Raw genomic sequence first — 19,665 nt, 5'->3', positions numbered from 1 at the left:
GCGCAGCAACTTTGCGGATTTGAACGGGATTTTCACGATGGGCTGCCATGCGACATCTCATGTTCGTAAAGCTGTTCCATGCTCAAGGTTGCAACTTCGGCAAAGGGCGTCTGATTGCGGACGCGGCCGGCACCGAGAATGACAACCTCGTCGCAGAAGGAAATGGTGCTGTGATGATGGCTGACAACGATCGTGGTGCGGCGCCCGGCTCTTAATTTCAACGTCTCCACGATCGATGCCTCGGACAAGCCGTCCATGGCATTTGTGGCCTCGTCTAGGATCAGAATTTCCGGATCGCGGACCAGAGCTCTTGCCAGGGCGATCCGCTGTCGTTGACCGGCAGACAGGCTCGCTCCCCGGTAGCCGACGACAGTTTCATATCCGTCAGGCAGCTTCTCGATAAATTCATGCGCCTCGGCAAGTCTGGCCGCGTTTTCCGCCGCGAGAAGGGAGGTCTCGTGGCCGTAGACGATATTCTCGAAAATGGTGCCATCCACCAGTTCAAGATCCTGGCTGGCAAGCGCAATTTGTCGGCGCCACTCGGCGGGATCGATTTGGTCGAGTGGAATGCCGTCGACAAGAATATTGCCCTGATCAGGCTCCACAAACCGGCATAGGAGATTGACTATCGTGCTCTTGCCGGCGCCCGACCGTCCGATAATTGCCGTCGAGCGGCCCTGGCGAATATCAAAGCTTACCGAACGCAGGACCACGGGTCGTGTGCTGGAACCCGGATACCTGAAGGTCACCTGGTCGAACTTGATCTGCCGGCGGAGCCCCTGGATCGGACGACTTCCCTGGGGCGCCGCTGGTTTGTCGGAGGAATCCAGCAGCCATCCGACTTCTTCCAGCGCTCCACTCCATCCCTGAATCTGGCTCCAGGCCATCTGCAGCGCGCGGACATGCGGTTGCAGCCTATAGAGCAGGACGACAAAAGCCACGATGACCGGGAAACCGACCCCAATCCGCCATGCGCTGACAACCACACCCAGAAAGAGGGCGGAATGCAGGACTTCGGTTAGCGGGGGGAGAGCTGCCTGGCGGCTGTTAAGAACGAAACCCGCCTTTCGCACGGCATTCGAAGCCGCGTCGAAGATCGTTCCTTCACGTTGTTCCTGTCCGAATGCGCGGATGAGGCGCCCGGCATGAACAAGGTGAAGCATCCTCGCGGCAAGTTCACTGTTGAACGACGTGACCTTGCGGCTCGGGCCCTTCAGGCCTGCCGATAGCAAAGCATGGATGGCCTGGATCAGGACAAGCCCAAGTGTGACACACAGCGACATCTGCCACGAAAGAAGCAGCAGAAATGCGAGCAGGATAATGGCCGCTGACGCATTCACGATCGCTGCAAGGATGGTCTGGACAGCATCCGAGGCCCGCCAGGACTCGTTGGAGATGATGTTCAGCAACCGCCCCGGGCTTTGCTGCAGGAAGAACGGATAGCCGATCGTCAAAAGCTGGTCGGCGAGACGGTTCCGGATCGAATGGCCGGCCTTGCCGTATATGAAATTGGCAAGCACCGCGTTGGCAAAAGCCAGCACGTTCTTCACGGTGATCAATCCGAGAATGGCGGCCGCGATGACGATCAGCCGGGTCTGATCGTCCAATCCGGTTCCCACCCGCTGAAAAACGGCGGAAAGGCCGGCCATTCCCGAAGCATCATTTTCACCGGCAATGATGCTGAGCATCGGAATGACAAGACCAATGCCTGTGCCTTCGAGAACGGCGCTGCTCAGTCCCAGGATGACGACGATCGCCAACAGACCGGTGTTTTTCCCCAGAGCGTTGCGCAGGAGGTGAGAACTCGATGTGAGGACATCTAGCATGGCGGCGATTCCCGTTGCGGACGGGGCAGATGGCTGGTCGTCCCAGGATCCGCCTGTTTGGGCCACCGAATGGCGAGCAAGGCAAATTTGGCTGCTCCGACCAGGTTCATGCCCACGATCGTCAGGTGGGACAGGGAAATTTCCGGATCGAAACGGTAGCCGCCGAACAGCTCCCGCCAGGCCGATCGGGTCGTCCAGCAGAAATGGCGAAGCAGCCAGGGAGCCTTGAACGCATGCTTGATGCAAAGGCCGCCGTTTCCAAGGCTGTAATCCCGGTGAAGTTGTTCGATTGCATCGCGTGTGGTTCGCCCGTGAAAATGCTGGACCGTCATGTCGGGAACATATTCGATTGGAATGCCGAGTTGATAGGCACGGACGAGGTAATCCGTGTCTTCTGCGGACCGCAGCGGGCCGCCGGCCCCGAACCGCTCGTCAAAGCGCCCGATGCAGGCTGCCGCTTCTCGATGCATGGTCATGTTGCAGCCAAGCACGAACCCGCCCGGATGAACATCCGGCGTGAAACGGGCCCGGAATCGCGACCGCTTGATTGTAAAAGGCAGATCGTGCGGGCTGCCGAGATCGACGCGGCCGCCCCGGACGATGCATCGCTCGCCTGCCGAATAATGCCGGTTCAGATCCTGGAGGTAGGAACCGTCGACGACGCAGTCATCATCGACAAAGATCAGAAGCCTGCCTCGCGCCCGCTCCATTCCCGTATTGCGCGCGGCAGCAAGGCCAGGCCGCGGCTCCACCATCCATCTGACGGGAACAGCGGATTTCGCCGCGATGCGGGATAGACGCGTGGCTGTATCGTCGGTGGATCCATTGTCGACCACCACGAGCTCGCAGTTTAGGGAACCGGCTTGGCAGGCGGCTTCGATCGAGCTGATACATGCCTCGAGCGCGGCCGCCCTGTTGCGGGTGCAGACGATAAAGCTTGCATCGATGGGGTGACCCCCATCGGGGGACAGAGGGGGACGCTCTCTGGGCATCAGGCGAGCCCTCGAAGCGGTAACACCGTCTTGGCCGGCACCGATTGATAGTACCGTGCCACCCCATCGAGCCGCCGGATCGCCTCTTCCGACATGCGGCTCAACCAGGGCGCAGCGACGGCGGCTCGAAGGCCATAACGCTCCCGCCGCCGGATGACGTCCCATTTTCCCGTTCGCATAAGAAATGCGTGGGTCAACTCAGGACGTTGCTCATCGGCAATGAATTGATAGAGGAAATAGAAGAAGCACAAGGCGCCTTCTGCGTAGTTGCTGGCGCTTGCACCAACTTGCTCGGCGACCTTTTCTTCGATCGCGAGCACGCAATCGGCGGCTCGGCGCACCGTTTCCGGCGTAACGGCTGCGCCGATAGCAAGAAGAGCACCGGGATCATCGTTAAGAGCCTGCCGTTCGAGGTTCTCGGCGACGATCTTCAGGTGGGTTCGGCGCATCTGCCGCTTGTGCTTGTTGGTAACGCTGTCGCTGTGGATACGATAGGCGATCAGGGCCTCGTCGATCATCGCCGCCGGAAACGCGCGCGTAATGCGCCTGAAGAGATCGAAGTCCTCCGCATGGACATAGCTTGCGTCATAAACCAGCATATCTTCCGGAATGATCTTGCGATTGTACATCACCGTCGAATGCAGGAAGATCGTGAAGAACAGCGACAGTATGTGCCAATCCCCTGACTGATAAATGGGATTGGGCGTGCTGCGCACGACGCGGTTGCCGAGAAGCCGATCGACTTCCGTTCCGCAGATCGCAAGCTGGGGCTGCTGCTCAAAGAGCGAGACCTGGCGGGAAAAGCGGGTTGGATAGGAGATATCATCCGCGTCCATTCGGGCGATCAGGTCACCTCTAGCCAGGGCGATGCCCTCGTTCAAGGTCGCGATCAGCCCGCGGTTCTCGCGCGAGACGATGCGAACGCGATCGTCAAGCTTCTGATATCGGTGCAGAATATCCAGCGAGAGATCGTTTGAACCATCGTCGATGGCGACGATCTCAAAGCGCTTGTAGTCCTGGCGCAGAATGCTCTCGACCGCCGCAGCGAGATAAGGTTCGCCGTTGTAGACGGGCAATACGACGGAGATCAGCGGGGAGGACATCGTTCGACTCGCAATGGCGTGGCAATTTGAGGTTCCTGTACTTGCCCAGCCTTCGAAATGGCTGCGGCAGACGGCGCGTCATACGTGGGTTGAAGCCTTCTTTGAGGGACGTATGGGAAATAGCGCTTGAACTGGTTGAGTGGTTTTTCGAACGCCAGCCACGAGATCGCGGCCAATACCAATGTTCCGGTGGTTCCTAAGATGAGGCGACCGAAACCCTGTTCCGAGACGTTGAACGGAATCCACGGTTGTGCGCCTACAACGAAGGACAGGACGATCGGATGGAACAGGTAAACCCCGTAGCTGACACGTCCGACTGCGTTAATCGGAGCGGATTCCAATAGACGGCCGGGAGTTCCCCGCAGGCCTGACGAACAGTATCCGACCAAGGCCGTGAGCGGAACAAGAGGAAGGACCTCCAAGCCGATCCAATTCATCCAGGCGAGCGTCGGTGACAGTGGGAGCGGTTTCAGCCACATCAAAATGGCTGTTGCAACGAGCAACAGCGCCGAGCTTAGCCGCATCCAGTGCGGCAATGTCTGAGATCGCGCTCGATGGAGCGCAAGGAGCGCGCCGGCCACCAGGGCGTCCATCGACGCTGGAGGAAGAAGATCCCGCGCGAGCGAAGGCGTCCCCGTGAACGGCCAATAGAACCGATAGGCGAGCGAGCATGCGATGAGAGCCATGCAGATCGGCTCAAGCCAGCGGCGCGGGGCGAGCAGGATGACGAGCGGCCACACGACATAGAACTGCTCTTCTATGCTCAGGCTCCAGGTGTGACAAAGTACCCAGGGCGTCCATTCATCGCGAAGGGCATACCAGAAATTCGAGAGGTAAAGGGCATGCCATTTGATGCTGCCGCGCGCCTGCTCGAGGTTGACCAGCCAGACGAAGCTCAGCACCGCAAAGTACGGCGGAAATATGCGCAGCGCCCGGCGAATATAGAACGATCCTATCGCGGTGCGTGGTTCGAACTGGGCGGTAGAGCGCGCTTCCAGCAAAACTCGCGTTATCAGGAAGCCGCTGAGGACGAAGAACAGGCGTACGCCGATATGGCCCCAATGCGACCCGTCGGCCGCGAAAAAATGCGCGTATAGAACCATTGAGATGGCAAGAGTTCTAAGACCATCCAATTGTCGGTCGCGTGCATGAAGCATGGAGCCCCCAGTTGAGCAGAACTTGTGATAACTCCCGCTTCGCTTGTATTTTGCCGCCGTGCTTTGTTTGGAACCCCGAAAACCTATTTTTGCAGCCCGAAAAGTTCAGGCAAAATCCGACCAAACTGTGGCCGTCACCGCGATTCAGACTTTAGCCCCGCAGCAGGCCGGTCTTTAGTCCTACTTCCAGACGCAGAGTTTACCGGGCCGCGCCTCTTGAGGATCCGAGGCACGAGCGGGCCGCAACATTTCTTAATGCGACTACACAGTGCGGCTCCTCCCCATCGCTATCGTGTGACCAAACACGCCAGGGCGCTCGCCGGCCCAGTTAAAAGGTCCACTCCATGATCGCGTTATCGACCGTATCATCCACGCTTCGACGCTGCTGCACGCTTGTCGCTAAAGCAGCGATGCTCGCATGTGCGTTTTCGACAGTGGCGTCCGCAGACGCCCAAATGCTGGTGACGACGATCGTCGCCAAGCGAGGCGCGTTGACGGAAAGGATCGAGGTGGTTGGTTCGCTCGCGGCGCGGGAAGAAATCGAGGTCTATCCCGCCGTCGTCGGCAAGGAGGTCAGACAGATTCTGGTAGAGGCCGGGCAACATGTTGAACGCGGCCAGGCGCTCGCGCTCCTGGACACGACCGAAGCACTGATGTTGCTGGACAAGAATGCGGTGAGCCTCCTTCGCGCGCGTGCTGCCGTGGCCGTCGAAAGCAGCAAGATAGATGTGGCAACGGTCACCGAAGCCGAAGCGCGCAAGAAGCTGGAACGCAGCCGCTCGCTACAGCCAAAAGGAGCGATCGCCGACAATGTCCTCGAGGAAGACTTGAACGCTCACGCCCGAGCCGTCGCGGAATTGCGACTGGCGCGCCAATCGTTGGAGCTCGCCAACGCAGATCAACAGTTGATCGCCAGCGAGCGGCGGGAAATCGAACTGACTGTTCAGAGAAGCACCCTGCGGGCCCCCAGCTCGGGTCGGATCTTGAGCCGGAAAGCGCGTGTCGGGGGGATGACATCGAGTTCCGCCGGACCTCTTTTTGTCATCGCTGACGATGATGATATCGAGTTCGTGGCGCAGGTGACGGAGACAAGCTTCGTTCGGCTGCGCGAAGGCATGAGCGCCGAAATTACCTTGCCAGGACACGACCGAGCCATCGCGGGAACCGTCCGGTTGAATGCCGCGCAACTCGATCCCAAGACAAGAAGCGGGACGGTGCGGATCGAACTTGCAGACAAGGCCGGACTTATCCCAGGCGTCTTTGCGCGGGGTAGTATCAGTGTCGAAGACCGGCAGAATGTTCTCCTCCCGGGAACGGCCGTCAAAAGCACGGCGGCTGGCCACAACGTCTACGTCGTTTCAGACGGGCTCGTGGATATCCGCCCGGTCCACATCGGATTACAGCAAGGCGGCTTCGTGGAAATCGTCGACGGCATCCGGGAGGGAGAGGAGGTCGTCCTGAAATCAGGTGCCTTCCTGAAGGCACAGGAGCGGGTGAGGCCCGTATTGGCCGCGACACCGGCAACGCATGCCGACGCCTCCACATCTACGCCAAATCGGCTCGGAGCTCGACTTCAATGAACATATCGGCCTGGGCTATTCGCAACCCGCTTCCTTCGATCCTCCTATTCCTACTCCTTGTCACCGCGGGTCTTTACAGCTTTTCACGGCTGCCCGTTACTTACTTCCCGACCATCGACGAGCCGGCGGTGAATGTGACTATCGACCAACCCGGCGGCGCGCCGAGCGAGTTGGAGACTGAAGTCACTCGTCTTGTTGAAGACGCGGTAGCGTCTCTTGCAGGCGTGGAAGAGATCAAGTCGACTGTCACTCAAGGCCGTTCCGTTACCGCTGTCGAATTTGAGTTGGGCGTGATTTCGCCAGACCGCGCCATGGGTGACGTCCGCGACGCGGTTGCGAAAATCCGCAGCGATCTTCCCGATGGAATAGATGAGCCTGTCATCGAACGGGCTGAGGAAGAAGCGCAGGCGGTGGTGACTTATGCCGTGACAAGCCAGGACATGGCCGTTGCTGAGCTTTCGTGGTTCGTCGACGATGTTGTTGCCCGGCAGTTGCAGGGTCTGAAGGGCGTTGGCCGCATTGATCGTGTCGGAGGTGCTGACAGGGAAATCCATGTCGAACTCGATCCTTCGCGATTGCTGGCGCTCTCCCTGACGGCGAATGCCGTTAACGAGAGCCTCATCGCAAGCCAGTTGGATCGTTCCGGGGGCCGCAGCAACCTGAATGGCAGAGAACGGACGCTGACGACCGCCGCGGCGGCGCAGACGATTGCAGAACTTGGTGGTTCTCGCATCCTCCTGTCGGACGACGCCAGTGTGAAACTGGAAGATGTCGGAAACGTCCAAGATACGATCACGGAGGCCCGCGCCTTTGCTACTTTGGATCAGGAGGACGTCGTAGGTTTCGTGGTCTATCGCTCAAAGGGTTCGAGCGAGTTAGCTGTTGCGGAGGAAGTGGCCGTCGCACTGGAGAAGCTACATCTCGAACAGCCGTCGACCCGCTTCAAGCTGGTCGACGACAATATGTCCTACACGGCGGGCAACTACAACTCGGCCATGCATACCCTCTATGAGGGCGCGGCATTGTCAATCGTCGTCGTATTTCTATTCCTGCGCGACTGGCGGGCCACGGTCGTGGCCGCAATCGCGCTTCCGCTTTCGATCATCCCGACCTTTTTTGCCATCGATCTCCTGGGCTTTTCCCTCAACATCCTCAGTTTGCTTGCGATCACCCTGGTGACAGGAATTCTCGTGGACGATGCGATCGTTGAAATCGAAAACGTGGTGCGTCACCGCGACATGGGCAAATCCGCCTACCGGGCTGCGTTGGACGCCTCTGACGAAATAGGGCTTGCGGTCATAGCCATATCCGCAACGATCATGGCTGTCTTCATACCCGTGGGCTTCATGAGCGGAGTGGTCGGGCTGTACTTTCGAGAATTCGGGCAGACCGTTGCGATAGCGGTGTTCTTTTCACTTCTGGTGGCCCGATTGATCACCCCAATCATGGCTGCATACATCATGACGAACGCTCCTCCGTCCCACATTCTGAGAGGGCGCCTGGTGTCGGCCTATGAGGGAGTGCTGAAGGTCAGTCTGCGGTGGCGATGGATGACGGTCGGATCCGCATTCGCGGCTTTCGCACTGGCTTTATACGCCCTGACCTCCTTGCCGACCGCCTTTTTGCCGGAAGAGGACACGGGGCGGTTGACCCTCTCGGTGGAGCTGCCGCCTGGAGCCGCTTTGCACGAAACAAGAGCAGCGACGGACGAAATAGCCGCCCTGATCCGGCGGGATCCCGCGGTGGAAGGCGTATTCGTCAGGGCGGGGTCGAGTACGGCCGGACAGGAAGACGTACGATATGCGGTCGTCCTGATCGATCTGCTCCACAAATCCGACCGCGACCGTTCATCGTTCTCGATACAAGCCGATCTTGAAAAGGCGCTTTCCTCCATTTCGGATGTCAGGCTGCGCTTTCTCAACACCCGCGGTGGGCGGGACATATCTTTCGCTGTCCTGTCCGCGGATGGCGTTTTGGCTCAGCAGGCCGCAGATAACATACTGCAGGAGCTCGCAGCCGACAGAAACTTCGTCAACCCGACCGCCGACAACGCGGCAACACGACCGGAACTGCGGGTAAAAATTGACGCGGACAAGGCTTCAACGATCGGTGTATCTCCGGCAGAACTTGCCCGCACGATCCGCGTATCGACCGTGGGCGACGTCGACAGCCGGCTGCCCAACTTCGTTGACGGCGGCCGACAGATCCCAATCCGTGTGCTGCTCCAAACGCATGCTCGCGACGATTTGCCAACCCTTGAAATGCTGTCGGTACCGACGACGAGAGGGACGTCGGTTCCGTTGTCTTCCGTCGCCGACGTCAGCTTCGATGAGAGGGTCGCCGCCATCGAGCGATTTGATCGCCAGCGTCGCATCGAAATCTCAGCGGACATGGCTGACGGCATGACGTCGGGCCAGGGTCTCGATAGGCTCGCACAGCTCGATAGCGTCAAGAACCTGCCGGCGGGCGTGCGCATTCAGGCGACCGGGGATTCCGATACCGAAGGCGAGGTGTTCTCAAGCTTTGCGGTGGCGATGGGATCGGGCGTCATGCTTGTGCTTGTCGTTCTCATCCTCCTCTTCGGAAGCGTGCTGGCGCCCTGGACCATCCTGGCCTCCCTTCCCCTGTCGATCGGCGGCGTTGCAGCTGGCCTCATGCTGAGCGGCAACGCCGTCTCGCTTCCCGTCGTCATCGGTATCCTGATGCTGATGGGGATCGTGACGAAAAACGCCATCATGCTCCTGGACTTCGCCATTGAACGTGAAGCCCATGGGCTGTCTCGGGTCGCTGCGATCGTCGAAGCCTGTTCGGAGCGAGTTCGCCCCATCATCATGACCACGTTCGCTATGATCGGGGGAATGGCCCCCTCCGCGCTCGGGGTAGGGGACGGAGGCGAATTCAGGGCGCCGATGGCGATCGCGGTGATTGGCGGTCTGCTCGTGTCCACGGTTCTATCGTTGATCGTCATCCCGTCGCTCCACCTGATCGTTTCCGACTTTGGCGATCGTACCGCTCGGATCTTCAAGCCCTTCCTCCAGTCGGCCGAGATCTGAAGGTTGCAGGCGCCGCAAGGACGCTTGCACTACCAATGGAGGGCCGGCCAACCACCTGGCCGGCCCTGCCGTATGTTGCCGAGCGGCTGCGGCTCTTATCGCCATGGCTGGGCGCGTTTGGTATCACTGCGTGTAGTGACCGTAACAAAACTTAATAAAGCGAAATATTCGAGGACCAGCAGCCGGCCCATTGTCGGGTCCTTAAACAGGAAAAGACCTATGCAGCCCAATTCAGCATCCGCGAAGATATTGATCGTGGAAGACGACTTCGAAATCGGCAATCTTCTGGCGTCGACAATTCAGGAAAGCGGGATGCTGCCGACCGTGGCTGAGGACGGAAACGTGATGCAGTCCCTGCTTCGCAGCAATTCCTATGATCTGATCATCCTCGATGTCATGCTGCCGGGCGAAGATGGCCTGAGCATTTGCAAACGCATCCGTTCGGAAAGAACGATCCCGATAATCCTGTTGACGGCACTCGGAGAGGAAGTCGACCGGATCGTGGGACTGGAAGTCGGCGCCGATGATTACATTACGAAACCCTTCAGCCCAAGAGAAGTGGTCGCTCGGATTCGCAGTCTCCTGCGTCGCGCCTCCTACGGACTGACAAGTAGCTCTGCTCAAAGGAAGCTGCGGTTTGACGGATGGGTGATTGACCCGATGCGGCGCCGGCTTCACGACCCCGGCAACGCTCGCATCGCTTTGACAACGACGGAATTCGATCTTCTGCTGGCGTTCTGCAGAAATCCGGGCAGGGTCATCACCCGCGAGGAGCTGCTCTTGTTTACCCATTCCGGGCTGGCTGGGCCGATCGAGCGCAGTATCGATGTGCATATCAGCCGCCTCCGCCAAAAGATCGAGGCTGATCCTCGCGAGCCAACGCTCCTGCAGACGGTCAGGCTGGGAGGATATACGTTCACCGCGTCGGTGGAGGAGGTCTGAAGTAGCGGCCGCGATCTTTCTCCGCCGCCGCAACTGCCATATTGCGCACGGCAACGCATGTCGCCTGCGGATCGGATGCGATCCGTGCAGGCGACACGCCATTTATCTTCGCTCGCCGGCTTTAGAACTTGTAGCCAACAAAAGCAGAAACGGAAGGCTGGATCTTCTTCTCGACGATCGGGCTATCCGCGGCATCTCCGGTGAGCACTCCGATGCCTGCTTCACCACGCACCAACCAATGATCGCTCAGTGCGTATGTGGCAGAGGCAGAAAGGTCGACACGCTTCAAGCCTGCTTCCGCTTTATATTCAGGCAGGCCTGAACGTGCCGACTGAGCGGCATCGACGCCAAAATAGGCCTGCATATGTTTGTCATTGGCCACGGTGGCTTCGGCGCGTGCGCCCAGAATGAGACGCTCCGTGACCGGGGCCGAGTACTCTACCCCAAACTTTCCGATCAGGCTTTCACTGCCATTGATGGTCTGGTCGACGCTCGCATAGATTTTGACCGGACCCCAATCATAGCCGACTTTTGCGCCGACTGTTGCGGCGAAGTCGATGTCGCCGAGGCCGCGGAGGCGATCACCGTCACCCTCATCCCGCCCTGATTCGTAGCCAACCGCAGCGGAAATGGAAAATCCGCCTTGATCCAGGACAGTGACGCTGATCCCACCTGGATCGATTTCCAACCATTTGCCGTAGGTAAACACGACGAAGGGAATGGGGCTGACTTCAAATTCGTCGCTCCCTTCGTATTTGGGCTCGTAAGAAGCGCCTGCGCCAAGGATCAGGCTCCAATTGCGCTCCGGTTGGCGTTTGTCGAAACGCTGCTTGTCGAAAGGTGGCTCCGGCGTCTGCTCGGTGGCGGTCTGGTCGGCGCCATAGGCGTTTGGAGAAAATCCCGCAACGCTGAATGCGGCGCATAAGGCGAGGGGCGAAAGACGCCGCTTGGCTTTTTTAAGATGTAGCATAAGGGCTCCAGAACAGGTTATCAGTCCCCCCAACAGAGGAGCCTGCGATGGCTTGTGTTTCATGCTGGAGCCCTCGGTTGCGTGTTTTTTTGTTGCACTTTGTTGCAGCCCGCCGCGATCGGCAACGAGGCGGCCCCGCCGTAACAAAACGTAATAATCGCGCAGCAGGAAACGCGGGATCTTGTGAGGGAGTTCGACTATGTTTCCGGTTCGCCGAGCGGCCTCGGCTCAAGCGCGCTTCTCAATTCCAAAAGGGTGCTCATGTTCTTTCGCCGGCTTCCAGGCCTATCGACGATCCATAGTCAGATCACGGGCGTCATTCTTCTCAGCCTCACCATCACCGTTTTAGGCGGCTCTTTTCTCAAGCAGCGGGTTGAAAGCGGATACTCGCTAGTTGATGTTGAGGAACTCGCCGACAGTGTGTTCACGATAAGCTCCATCCTCAAAACGTCCACGCCCGAAGAGCGCGACATCGTTCTTCAAGCAGCCAATCGTGCCGGTTGGCACTTCACTCTGCGACCTCGCGCCTTTGCGGAAACGTTCAAGAGCTCATGGCCGGAGGAAAGTGTGCTGGACGCTACGATAGACTGGCTTTTTTCGCCCGATGGGAGACAGACGCCACTCGGCGGCTGGAAGACCTTTGTTGATGACAAGCGCGTCGTCTCAGCTGAGATTGACGATAAAACAATCCTCGTTTTGGACGGCCTTCCCAGCACGGCGTTCTGGAGCGAGGTCCTCGATTATCTGGTGGCGGTTATTACTTTGATCGTGCTGTTTTCTTCGTTCGGGGTCTGGGCAATCACGCGGCCGCTACGGAAGATTGCTTCCGCGGCTGCGAATGCTGACATCACATCCGGCCGGGTAATCTTCGAAGAGGAAGGCAGCGTAGAGATCGTCGCTGTTGCGCGCTCCTTGAACGGGATGAGCGATCGTATCACCGATATGATTCAAGGCAGGACGCGGATGCTGCGCGGGGTGAGCCACGATCTGCGCACGCCATTGACGAGACTGAGACTTCGAGTAGAGCGGGTCGGCGACGGGCAATTGCGCGATATGTTGCTGGCGGATATCTCTCGCATCGATAGTCTCCTCAAAGAGAGCCTCAGCTATCTGCGTGACGACCATCATCGAGAGCAGGTAGAGACGATCGACCTGGCAACGACTCTGCAGACGATCTGCAGCGAATTTGACGATGTGGGTCACAAAATCAATTATATCGGCCCCAATCATCTGTCCGCCAATTGCAAGCCCCTCGCGATAACGCGTGCAGTGACCAACCTTTGTGAAAACGCTGTGAAATTTGGCGACAAGGTCGCAATCGAGCTGAAGCGACGCGGAGACAAGGTCGTTGTCGACGTATCGGACAACGGCCCCGGGATACCGAAGCAATCACGTGCGCAGGTGTTGGAGCCATTCTTCAAGCTGAATGCGGCGAGGACTGACGGCAACGCCGGGTTCGGGCTGGGATTGTCCATCGTTGGGGAAATCGTGCAAGCTCACCGAGGAACGCTGGAACTGTTGGACGGGGAGCCATCCGGCCTCTTGGCGCGGTTAACGTTTCCAGCAGATCTCCAGGCTGACGGCATTACCGCGCAGGTGCGGTGAAGGCTTGCGCGTATGGCCTTAATCCGCCTGCGGGCAACTTTCTTGCTTCGCCTATCTGCGCGGTGACCACCTCAGCTATGGCTATAACTCGGCGGGTTTGCCCGCTCTGGGCCGGCATTTGCTGCGGAGGCATGGGCGCCCGCGTCGAAATTGTCTGCAGCATTGGTGAGGGAAGCCAACATCGCGTCCGCCTGGTTGAAATATTGTTTGATCCATGGGACGGGGCCGACGCCAAATCGCCTTTTCGATCCCCACCGCTGGCCTTTTTCGACCATCGTATCCCAGGGCCTCGGCTTCCCGTGGAAGACGATGATTTTTGCGTTCCGCGGCTGCCTGATCCTCGGCAGGAGCAGATTGATCGGAAAGTATTTTGTGCAGCTTCTCTTGAAGCTGACGCAGAAACCTGTCGGCCAGTAACTTTTTTGCCGCACCGCCTGCGTCAGGTAGGACTGGTCGTTTTTGAATTGCGCGATGATCGCCTCAGCTTTGCCTACAAAGTCGTGGTAAATTCCATCGACATGTCCTGCATGAAATCCAAAGACGGATGACTGGGCACCCCTGTCCGGCCTGAAGCTATTTGGGAGAAGGCTCCAGAGATCCGGATTCCATTCCCGTTGGATCACAAAATGACGGCGCTCCCGAAGCACGCCGACCAGCGGGGCGAGGGATTGTTGGATCATGACGTCGAGATCGAGGAAAAGCACGACGTCTCCGGGCGGGAAAAGACCCGGGGCAAACACGCCGATCTTGGGCCAGCACCCTCGTCTCCACGCCTGCTCAGGCAAGCCGAGATTCGGGATATGACGAGTGAGAATGCCGGAAGCAAGGCCGCGACGATCGTCGGTCAGGCAGACAAAGTCGAACGGCTCCTCCATGTTGCGCAGCACACCGGCATAAAGAGCATTGACATGGCTGGCGGTGAAAGCCGTGCCCCATTTCATGCAAACAATCGTAACCAACATGCCGCTCCATCGATAATCTGGAGACGGTCTAAGCGACTTCGGCGCGAATGATTGTTTATAGTTGTTATATGATGTTGCCGAAGATTGTCATCGATGTCGGCGGGTTCCCACCACCAGTTGCGCCCTGGCGCCGAGGCCGAGAAAGCCGAGACCGGCGACCGTGAGGAGGATGCCCGACATGTTGAGGGTCGGGCGGATGATGATCGACGGCGCGCACAGCGGCACGCGAAGCAGAACGCAACCCGTATCGACATAGATCTGAAATCTGGTATATCAGATGCTGTACTCTCACCGCCTCGTCAACGGATTTCGCGAAAATGATTCCTGAGCCCACCGGAAGCCCACGGTCCGAACCGTTTGCGAAGATCGACCCGAAATTTCAGATGACCGTGCGCGATCACGTCCATCGCAGCTTGCGGGCTGCCATCCTCGCGGGGCGGTTCGCAACTGGGGAGAAGGTCAACGAGCGCAGCCTGGCCGAACAATTCGGCGTCAGTACCACGCCGATCAAGGAGGCGCTGCGGCAACTCGAGACGGAAGGCCTGGTCGAGGCGCTGCCCCGGCGCGGCGTCATCATCCGGTTCGATATGGGATGGGCGGAGGAGATGATTCTTGCCCGCGCGGCGCTCGAATCGATGATTGCGCACCTGGCCGCCAAGCGCATCGGCAAGCCTGCCGGCGCCGAGCTGACGGCAATAGCCGACCTGATGGCAAAGGCGACGACCTCGGCGGATGCGGACAGCCTCATTTCCCTCAACGAGCAATTCCACGAGCACATTCACCGCAGTTCGCGCTGCAGTTATCTGGCGAAACTGATCGAGCGGCAGCAATTTTATGACGCCAGCATCCGCCGCGTCATCCACATGGATCCCGCCGAGCGGCAAAAAGCCCTCGAAGAACACACCGCCATCGCTAAGGCTATCGTCACCGGTGATGCGGATCTCGCCGAGCGGCAGATGCGCAACCATGTCGTGCGCTCCGGCGAAACCTATTTGAACATCGTTTTCGGCAGCAAAAAGGATATCGGACGTGAATGACAGGCTTCAGACTGTAAGAAAGGCGCTGACCGGCATTTCCGGTGTTCCCGTGACGCCTTACCGGCAAGACGGGACTGTCGACGTCGAAAAGCTGGGAGAGCTGATCAGGCGCCTGGCGGTTGCCAAGGTCCACAACTTGATGGCGGCTGGCAATACCGGCGAGTTCTTCACGCTCACTATGGACGAAGTTCGCATCGTGCATGCCACCACGATCAAGGCGGCCGACGGCATGTCGCTGGTGAGCGCCGCCGTCGGTCGCTCGCTGAGCGAAGCAAAGGCGCTTGCCAAGGATGCGATTGCCGAAGGTGCTGATGCAATCATGGGCCACCATCCCATGGACCCATTTGCCGGGCCGTCCTATCAGGCCGGCTATTTCCTGGAACTGGCGGAGTTTTGCACCGTACCGGTCATCGCCTACGTGCGCAGCGATAGTTTCTCGGTCGAGGATTTTCGAAAGCTCGCCCTGCATCCGAACATCGCCGGCATCAAGTTCGCCTCGTCGAACCTGATGCTGCTCGCAGAAGTCATTCGTGCGACCCGCGACGCTCCCGCGATCTGGGTCTGCGGCCTGGCGGAAGGCTGGGCGCCGGCATTTTACGCCATGGGCGCCAAAGGCTTCACCTCGGGTCTCGTCAACGTGTTTCCCGAACGCTCGCACGCCATCCACCGGGCGCTGGAGACCGGCAACTATGAAGCGGCGCGGCAACTGATCGACGGCATCGCCGGCTTCGAAACGCTGCGCACGAAATACAATAACGGCGCCAACGTGACAGTCGTGAAGGAAGCGCTCGGCATGCTCGGCACCGATGTGGGGCCGGTGCGCATTCCGGGCGTCGTCGCCCTCAACGAGGATGAGCGGCGGATCCTGCGCGCCATCGTCGATCGCGTCAAAACCGAAACGCTTGCCGCCTGAGGAGGAAACGAAGGTGCATATTACCGGAATAAAGACATACATGCAGCGCGTGGACGACCGTCCTCGCCTGCTGCTCAAGATCGAGACCAGCGAAGGCATTTCCGGCTGGGGCGAATGCTACAATCATGGCCCCGATTGGGCGCTTCCGCCGCTTCTCGATTACTTCTTCCACCAGATCGAGGGAGAAGACCCGCGCCGCGTGGAATTCCTCGTCCTCAAGCTCAACCAACAGTGCCGGTTTCCTCCCGGGGCGCTCGGTCTTGCCGCGATTTCCGCAATCGATCACGCATTGTGGGATATCGCCGGCAAGGCTGCGGGTCTGCCGGTCTACATGCTGCTCGGCGGCAATGTGCGTGACCGCGTCCGCGTCTATTGCGGCGTCTATACCGCACCGGATCCACAGGATGCGCTCGATCAGACGCTCAAGCTCCATGAAGACTACGGTTATACCGCGTTCAAGCTGAGCCCCTACCGCCGCGATCTTCACAACAGCCGCTGGGGCGAACTGGTGAAGGAAACGGGCGACTATTTCGGCAAGATCCGCGAGATCACCCCTTCGCATTTCGAATTCGCCTTCGATGCACACGCGAAGATCTACGAACCTTACCAGGCCGTCCAGCTGGCTGCGGCGATCGCACCCTATGATCCGCTTTTCTACGAAGAACCGATCCGGCCTGAACATATTCCCGCATGGACGGAATTGAAGTCGAAGGTAACGGTGCCGCTGGCGACCGGCGAATCTCTCTACAACCGCTTCGAATTCCTGGCGCTGCTCTCCGCCCGCGGCGCCGACATCATCCAGCCGGACATCTGCGTCGTTGGCGGCGTCAGCGAAATGCGCCGCATCGCGGCGATCGCGGAAGCCCACTATGTCACCGTCGCACCGCATAACCCGATGGGGCCGCTCGCAACCGCGGTGAACATCCACTTCTCCGCCGCCCAGCCGAACTTCAAGATCCTGGAGTTCAAGCCGCATGTGCACGCGCCCTGGGCGCTCGACCCCTATATGCCGGTGGACGGATATATGAACCTGCGCCCGGATCGCCCGGGCTGGGGTATCGAGATCGACGAAAAGGTGCTGGCCAAGGACGATTACATCCACTGGGAGCGCAAGATCACCCGCAAGCCGGACGGCTCGACGGCCTATCCGTGAAAACCGCCGGAGATCGGCCGCAAACATGCGATGCCGAACCAGTGGCTCATGATCATGCCCGCAAGCCGTAGCGGGCATGTATCAGAGTTCTCTCGATGCCGCGAAGCTCCGCCAGCCCCTTGAGCCGCCCGATGGCGGGGTAGCCCGGCTGAGCTCCGCGCGTCAGGTCGTCGAGGATTTCCTGCCCGTGATCCGGCCGCATGGGGATGCGGTGGTCCTCGCGGCCTTCCTCGCAGCGACGGGCCTCTTCCGAAAGCAGCGCCGCGATCACCGCAACCATGTCCGTTGCGCCTTCCAGATGTTCGTCCTCGAAGAAAGAGCAGGGGACCGTGTCGGTGTCCCGTGTCACATTCCGCAGGTGCACGAAATGGATGCGGTCGGCAAAGCGCGAGACGATGAAGGGCAGATCGTTATCGGGTCTGGCGCCGAGCGAGCCGGTGCAGAGCGTCACGCCATTGGCGCGCGCGCCGACCTGATCCAGCATATGTGCATAATCGGCCTCGGTCGACAAGATGCGCGGAAGGCCAAGCAGCGGCCAGGGCGGATCATCCCCGTGAGCGCAGATATTGATGCCGACCTCTTCCGCCACGGGCGTGACTTCAGTCAGGAAGTCGACAAGGTTCTGCTGCAGTCGAGCCCGGTCGATACCTTGGTAGGAGCGAAGCTTTTCCAGCAGCTGGTCGAGCGTATAGCCGTCCGCCGAGCCCGGCAGGCCGGCCCCGATGTTCTTGCCCAAGGCGGCGATCTTGGCGTCCGCCATCTCGGAAAACCGTTCCGCCGCGTCCTCCTGTAGCCATTCCGGGTAATCGCGGTAAGCCTCGGGACGTTTGAGGATATGGATATCGAAGGCGGCAAAATCCGTCAGGTCGAACCGCATGGCCTTGGCGCCATGGCGGGTGTCCCAGCGCAGGTCCGTGCGTGTCCAATCGAGGATCGGCATGAAATTGTAGCAGACCGTGCGGATGCCGGAGGTCGACAGGCGCCGCAGCGTTTCCTGCCAGTTGGCGATATGGCGCTTCCAGTCGCCCGTCTGCGTCTTGATGTCTTCGGAAACCGGAACACTCTCCACGACATCCCACACCAGGCCACCAGCCTTGATCTCCTCGTGTCGCCTGTAAATCTCGTCGACCGGCCAGACCTCGCCGGTCGCAATGTGGTGGAGCGCTGACACGATGCCTTCCGCGCCGGCCTGCGCCGCGTCTCTTACGCTCACTTTGTCGATCGGGCCGAACCAGCGCCACGTATGTCTCATGTCTCGTCCTTCACGCTTTCTCAGTTTGTTTGAATGTGATCTGCACCTTGCAGGCCTTGGAACGATCTCCGGCCTGTTCGAAAGCCGCGGTCGCCGCATCAAGCGGGAAACTGTGCGAGATGATCGGCCGCACGTCGATGCGCCGCGTGGCGATCAGATCGACCGCCTCGGCAAATTCTGCATGGAAACGCTGCGAGCCGCGCCAGACGATCTCCTTGCCGACCAGCGCATTGAGCGGGATGGTCATGTCACCGGTCACGCCGACCTGGACGAGGGTTCCGCGCGGCTTGATCGCGGCAAATGCCGATCGCAGGGCCGCACCTGAAGCCGAGCATTCGAACACCACGTCGAAGTTGCCCTTGTTCTCCTGGAAGGGGAGGAGCCCGTCCGGATCGGAGGCCACGTTGATCGTCTCGGTCGCTCCCATCGACGGCGCCCGCGACAGGGCTGCGTCGGCCAGATCCGTCACCACGATCCTGGCGGCACCCGCATGCCGGGCCGCGGCAACCGTCAGAAGCCCGATCGGGCCTGCCCCCGTGACCAGCACGTTGCGACCCGACAGGTCTCCGGCCTGAGCGATGGCATGCAGGCACACCGCAAGCGGCTCCGCACAGGCAGCCTCGCCCGGCGACACGTCACGTCCCACCGGATGGCACTGGATCGCGGGGACGACCAGCCTCTCGCGGAACATGCCGTTTTCGTGCGGCAGGCGCATGGCCGAGCCCATGAAACGCATGTCGAGGCAATGGATCGGCTGGCCAATCCGGCAGTATTGGCAATGGCCACAGGGCTGCGATGGGTTGACCGCTACCAGTTGCCCAAGATCGAGCCCGGAAACCCCTGCACCCAAGGCTTCGACGAAGCCGGAGGCCTCGTGGCCGGCGATGATGGGTTCGCGAACCCGCACCGGCCCGAACCCGCCATCCTGGTAATAATGGAGGTCCGAGCCGCAGATGCCGCCCGCCGCCATGGCCAACAGCACCTCGCCCGGGCCGGGCGTGCGGTAATCAAGATCTTCGATCCTGATGTCACGGATACCGTGGAGACGAGCGACGCGCGTCTTCATGCTTGGATGCCTTTCCAGTCAGAGAGATCGTGCCCCGTAGGCTTCAGAAAGCCG

At 59.7% G+C, this 19,665-nt stretch carries 15 protein-coding genes and 1 pseudogene; 7 read left to right on the top strand and 9 right to left on the bottom strand.

What is annotated here, in order from left to right:
- Positions 1–32: 32 nt before the first annotated feature.
- The 4 genes from AC1DLT_RS20110 to AC1DLT_RS20095 are packed head-to-tail and all read right to left on the bottom strand — an operon-like array spanning position 33 to position 5,078.
- Positions 33–1,826: an ABC transporter ATP-binding protein gene (locus tag AC1DLT_RS20110; protein WP_477488010.1), complete on the bottom strand. Its 1,794-nt coding sequence runs from the start codon at positions 1,824–1,826 to the stop codon at positions 33–35.
- Complete coding sequence (locus tag AC1DLT_RS20105) at positions 1,820–2,818, bottom strand: glycosyltransferase family 2 protein (RefSeq protein WP_051900357.1); 999 nt, start codon at positions 2,816–2,818, stop codon at positions 1,820–1,822. The genes AC1DLT_RS20110 and AC1DLT_RS20105 overlap by 7 nt, the downstream gene beginning before the upstream one ends.
- Positions 2,818–3,921, bottom strand: a complete 1,104-nt coding sequence (locus AC1DLT_RS20100) for a glycosyltransferase family 2 protein (protein WP_477487904.1) — start codon at positions 3,919–3,921, stop codon at positions 2,818–2,820. The genes AC1DLT_RS20105 and AC1DLT_RS20100 overlap by 1 nt, the downstream gene beginning before the upstream one ends.
- The gene (locus AC1DLT_RS20095) at positions 3,906–5,078 is read right to left on the bottom strand and encodes an acyltransferase family protein (protein ID WP_477487903.1); all 1,173 of its coding nucleotides are present in this window, start codon (positions 5,076–5,078) and stop codon (positions 3,906–3,908) included. The genes AC1DLT_RS20100 and AC1DLT_RS20095 overlap by 16 nt, the downstream gene beginning before the upstream one ends.
- A 455-nt stretch (positions 5,079–5,533) precedes the next feature.
- On the opposite strand from AC1DLT_RS20095, the gene AC1DLT_RS20090 reads away from it, so the two are divergent.
- From AC1DLT_RS20090 to AC1DLT_RS20080, 3 genes are all read left to right on the top strand, one after another.
- Positions 5,534–6,658 (top strand): efflux RND transporter periplasmic adaptor subunit, encoded by a 1,125-nt coding sequence (locus AC1DLT_RS20090; protein WP_477487902.1) that lies wholly within the window; start codon positions 5,534–5,536, stop codon positions 6,656–6,658.
- A complete protein-coding gene (locus tag AC1DLT_RS20085; protein WP_477487901.1) occupies positions 6,655–9,711 on the top strand; it encodes an efflux RND transporter permease subunit in 3,057 nt (1,018 codons plus the stop codon). The genes AC1DLT_RS20090 and AC1DLT_RS20085 overlap by 4 nt, the downstream gene beginning before the upstream one ends.
- 219 nt (positions 9,712–9,930) lie before the next feature.
- Positions 9,931–10,653: a response regulator transcription factor gene (locus AC1DLT_RS20080; RefSeq protein WP_040124382.1), complete on the top strand. Its 723-nt coding sequence runs from the start codon at positions 9,931–9,933 to the stop codon at positions 10,651–10,653.
- A gap of 121 nt (positions 10,654–10,774) precedes the next feature.
- On the opposite strand, the gene AC1DLT_RS20075 is transcribed toward AC1DLT_RS20080, so the two are convergent.
- Complete coding sequence (locus AC1DLT_RS20075) at positions 10,775–11,623, bottom strand: MipA/OmpV family protein (protein ID WP_247135552.1); 849 nt, start codon at positions 11,621–11,623, stop codon at positions 10,775–10,777.
- 183 nt (positions 11,624–11,806) lie between these two features.
- Here AC1DLT_RS20075 and AC1DLT_RS20070 point away from each other — a divergent pair, with 183 nt between their 5' ends.
- Positions 11,807–13,228 carry an ATP-binding protein gene (locus AC1DLT_RS20070; protein ID WP_477487900.1) on the top strand — a complete coding sequence of 474 codons (1,422 nt, stop codon included), beginning with the start codon at positions 11,807–11,809 and terminating at the stop codon, positions 13,226–13,228.
- A 71-nt stretch (positions 13,229–13,299) separates the two neighbouring features.
- Here the strand turns inward: AC1DLT_RS20070 and AC1DLT_RS20065 are convergent, their stop codons facing one another.
- Both AC1DLT_RS20065 and AC1DLT_RS20060 read right to left on the bottom strand, forming a co-directional pair.
- Positions 13,300–14,190 (bottom strand): hypothetical protein, encoded by an 891-nt coding sequence (locus tag AC1DLT_RS20065; protein ID WP_477481892.1) that lies wholly within the window; start codon positions 14,188–14,190, stop codon positions 13,300–13,302.
- Positions 14,191–14,313: 123 nt separating this feature from the next.
- A pseudogene (locus AC1DLT_RS20060) lies at positions 14,314–14,415 on the bottom strand (D,D-dipeptide ABC transporter permease); the annotation flags it as partial.
- A 92-nt stretch (positions 14,416–14,507) separates the two neighbouring features.
- Between AC1DLT_RS20060 and AC1DLT_RS20055 the strand changes: the two are divergent.
- The 3 genes from AC1DLT_RS20055 to AC1DLT_RS20045 are packed head-to-tail and all read left to right on the top strand — an operon-like array spanning position 14,508 to position 17,293.
- Entirely contained in the window at positions 14,508–15,227 is a 720-nt protein-coding gene (locus AC1DLT_RS20055; RefSeq protein ID WP_247031325.1) for a GntR family transcriptional regulator, read from the top strand.
- A complete protein-coding gene (locus AC1DLT_RS20050; RefSeq protein ID WP_477487899.1) occupies positions 15,220–16,140 on the top strand; it encodes a dihydrodipicolinate synthase family protein in 921 nt (306 codons plus the stop codon). The genes AC1DLT_RS20055 and AC1DLT_RS20050 overlap by 8 nt, the downstream gene beginning before the upstream one ends.
- Positions 16,141–16,153: 13 nt before the next feature.
- Complete coding sequence (locus tag AC1DLT_RS20045; protein WP_040125716.1) at positions 16,154–17,293, top strand: mandelate racemase/muconate lactonizing enzyme family protein; 1,140 nt, start codon at positions 16,154–16,156, stop codon at positions 17,291–17,293.
- Between the two features lie 52 nt (positions 17,294–17,345).
- On the opposite strand, the gene uxuA is transcribed toward AC1DLT_RS20045, so the two are convergent.
- Positions 17,346–18,545, bottom strand: coding sequence for a mannonate dehydratase (gene uxuA / locus AC1DLT_RS20040; protein WP_477487898.1), 1,200 nt, complete (start codon positions 18,543–18,545; stop codon positions 17,346–17,348).
- Positions 18,546–18,555: 10 nt separating this feature from the next.
- On the bottom strand, positions 18,556–19,611 hold the full coding sequence (locus tag AC1DLT_RS20035; RefSeq protein ID WP_477487897.1) for an L-idonate 5-dehydrogenase: 1,056 nt from the start codon (positions 19,609–19,611) through the stop codon (positions 18,556–18,558).
- Positions 19,612–19,665: the final 54 nt, after the last annotated feature.

The organism is Neorhizobium sp. 05N33, assembly GCF_056397445.1.
Note: the sequence above shows the minus strand (reverse complement) of the source record. Positions and strands in the feature narration are given on the sequence as shown.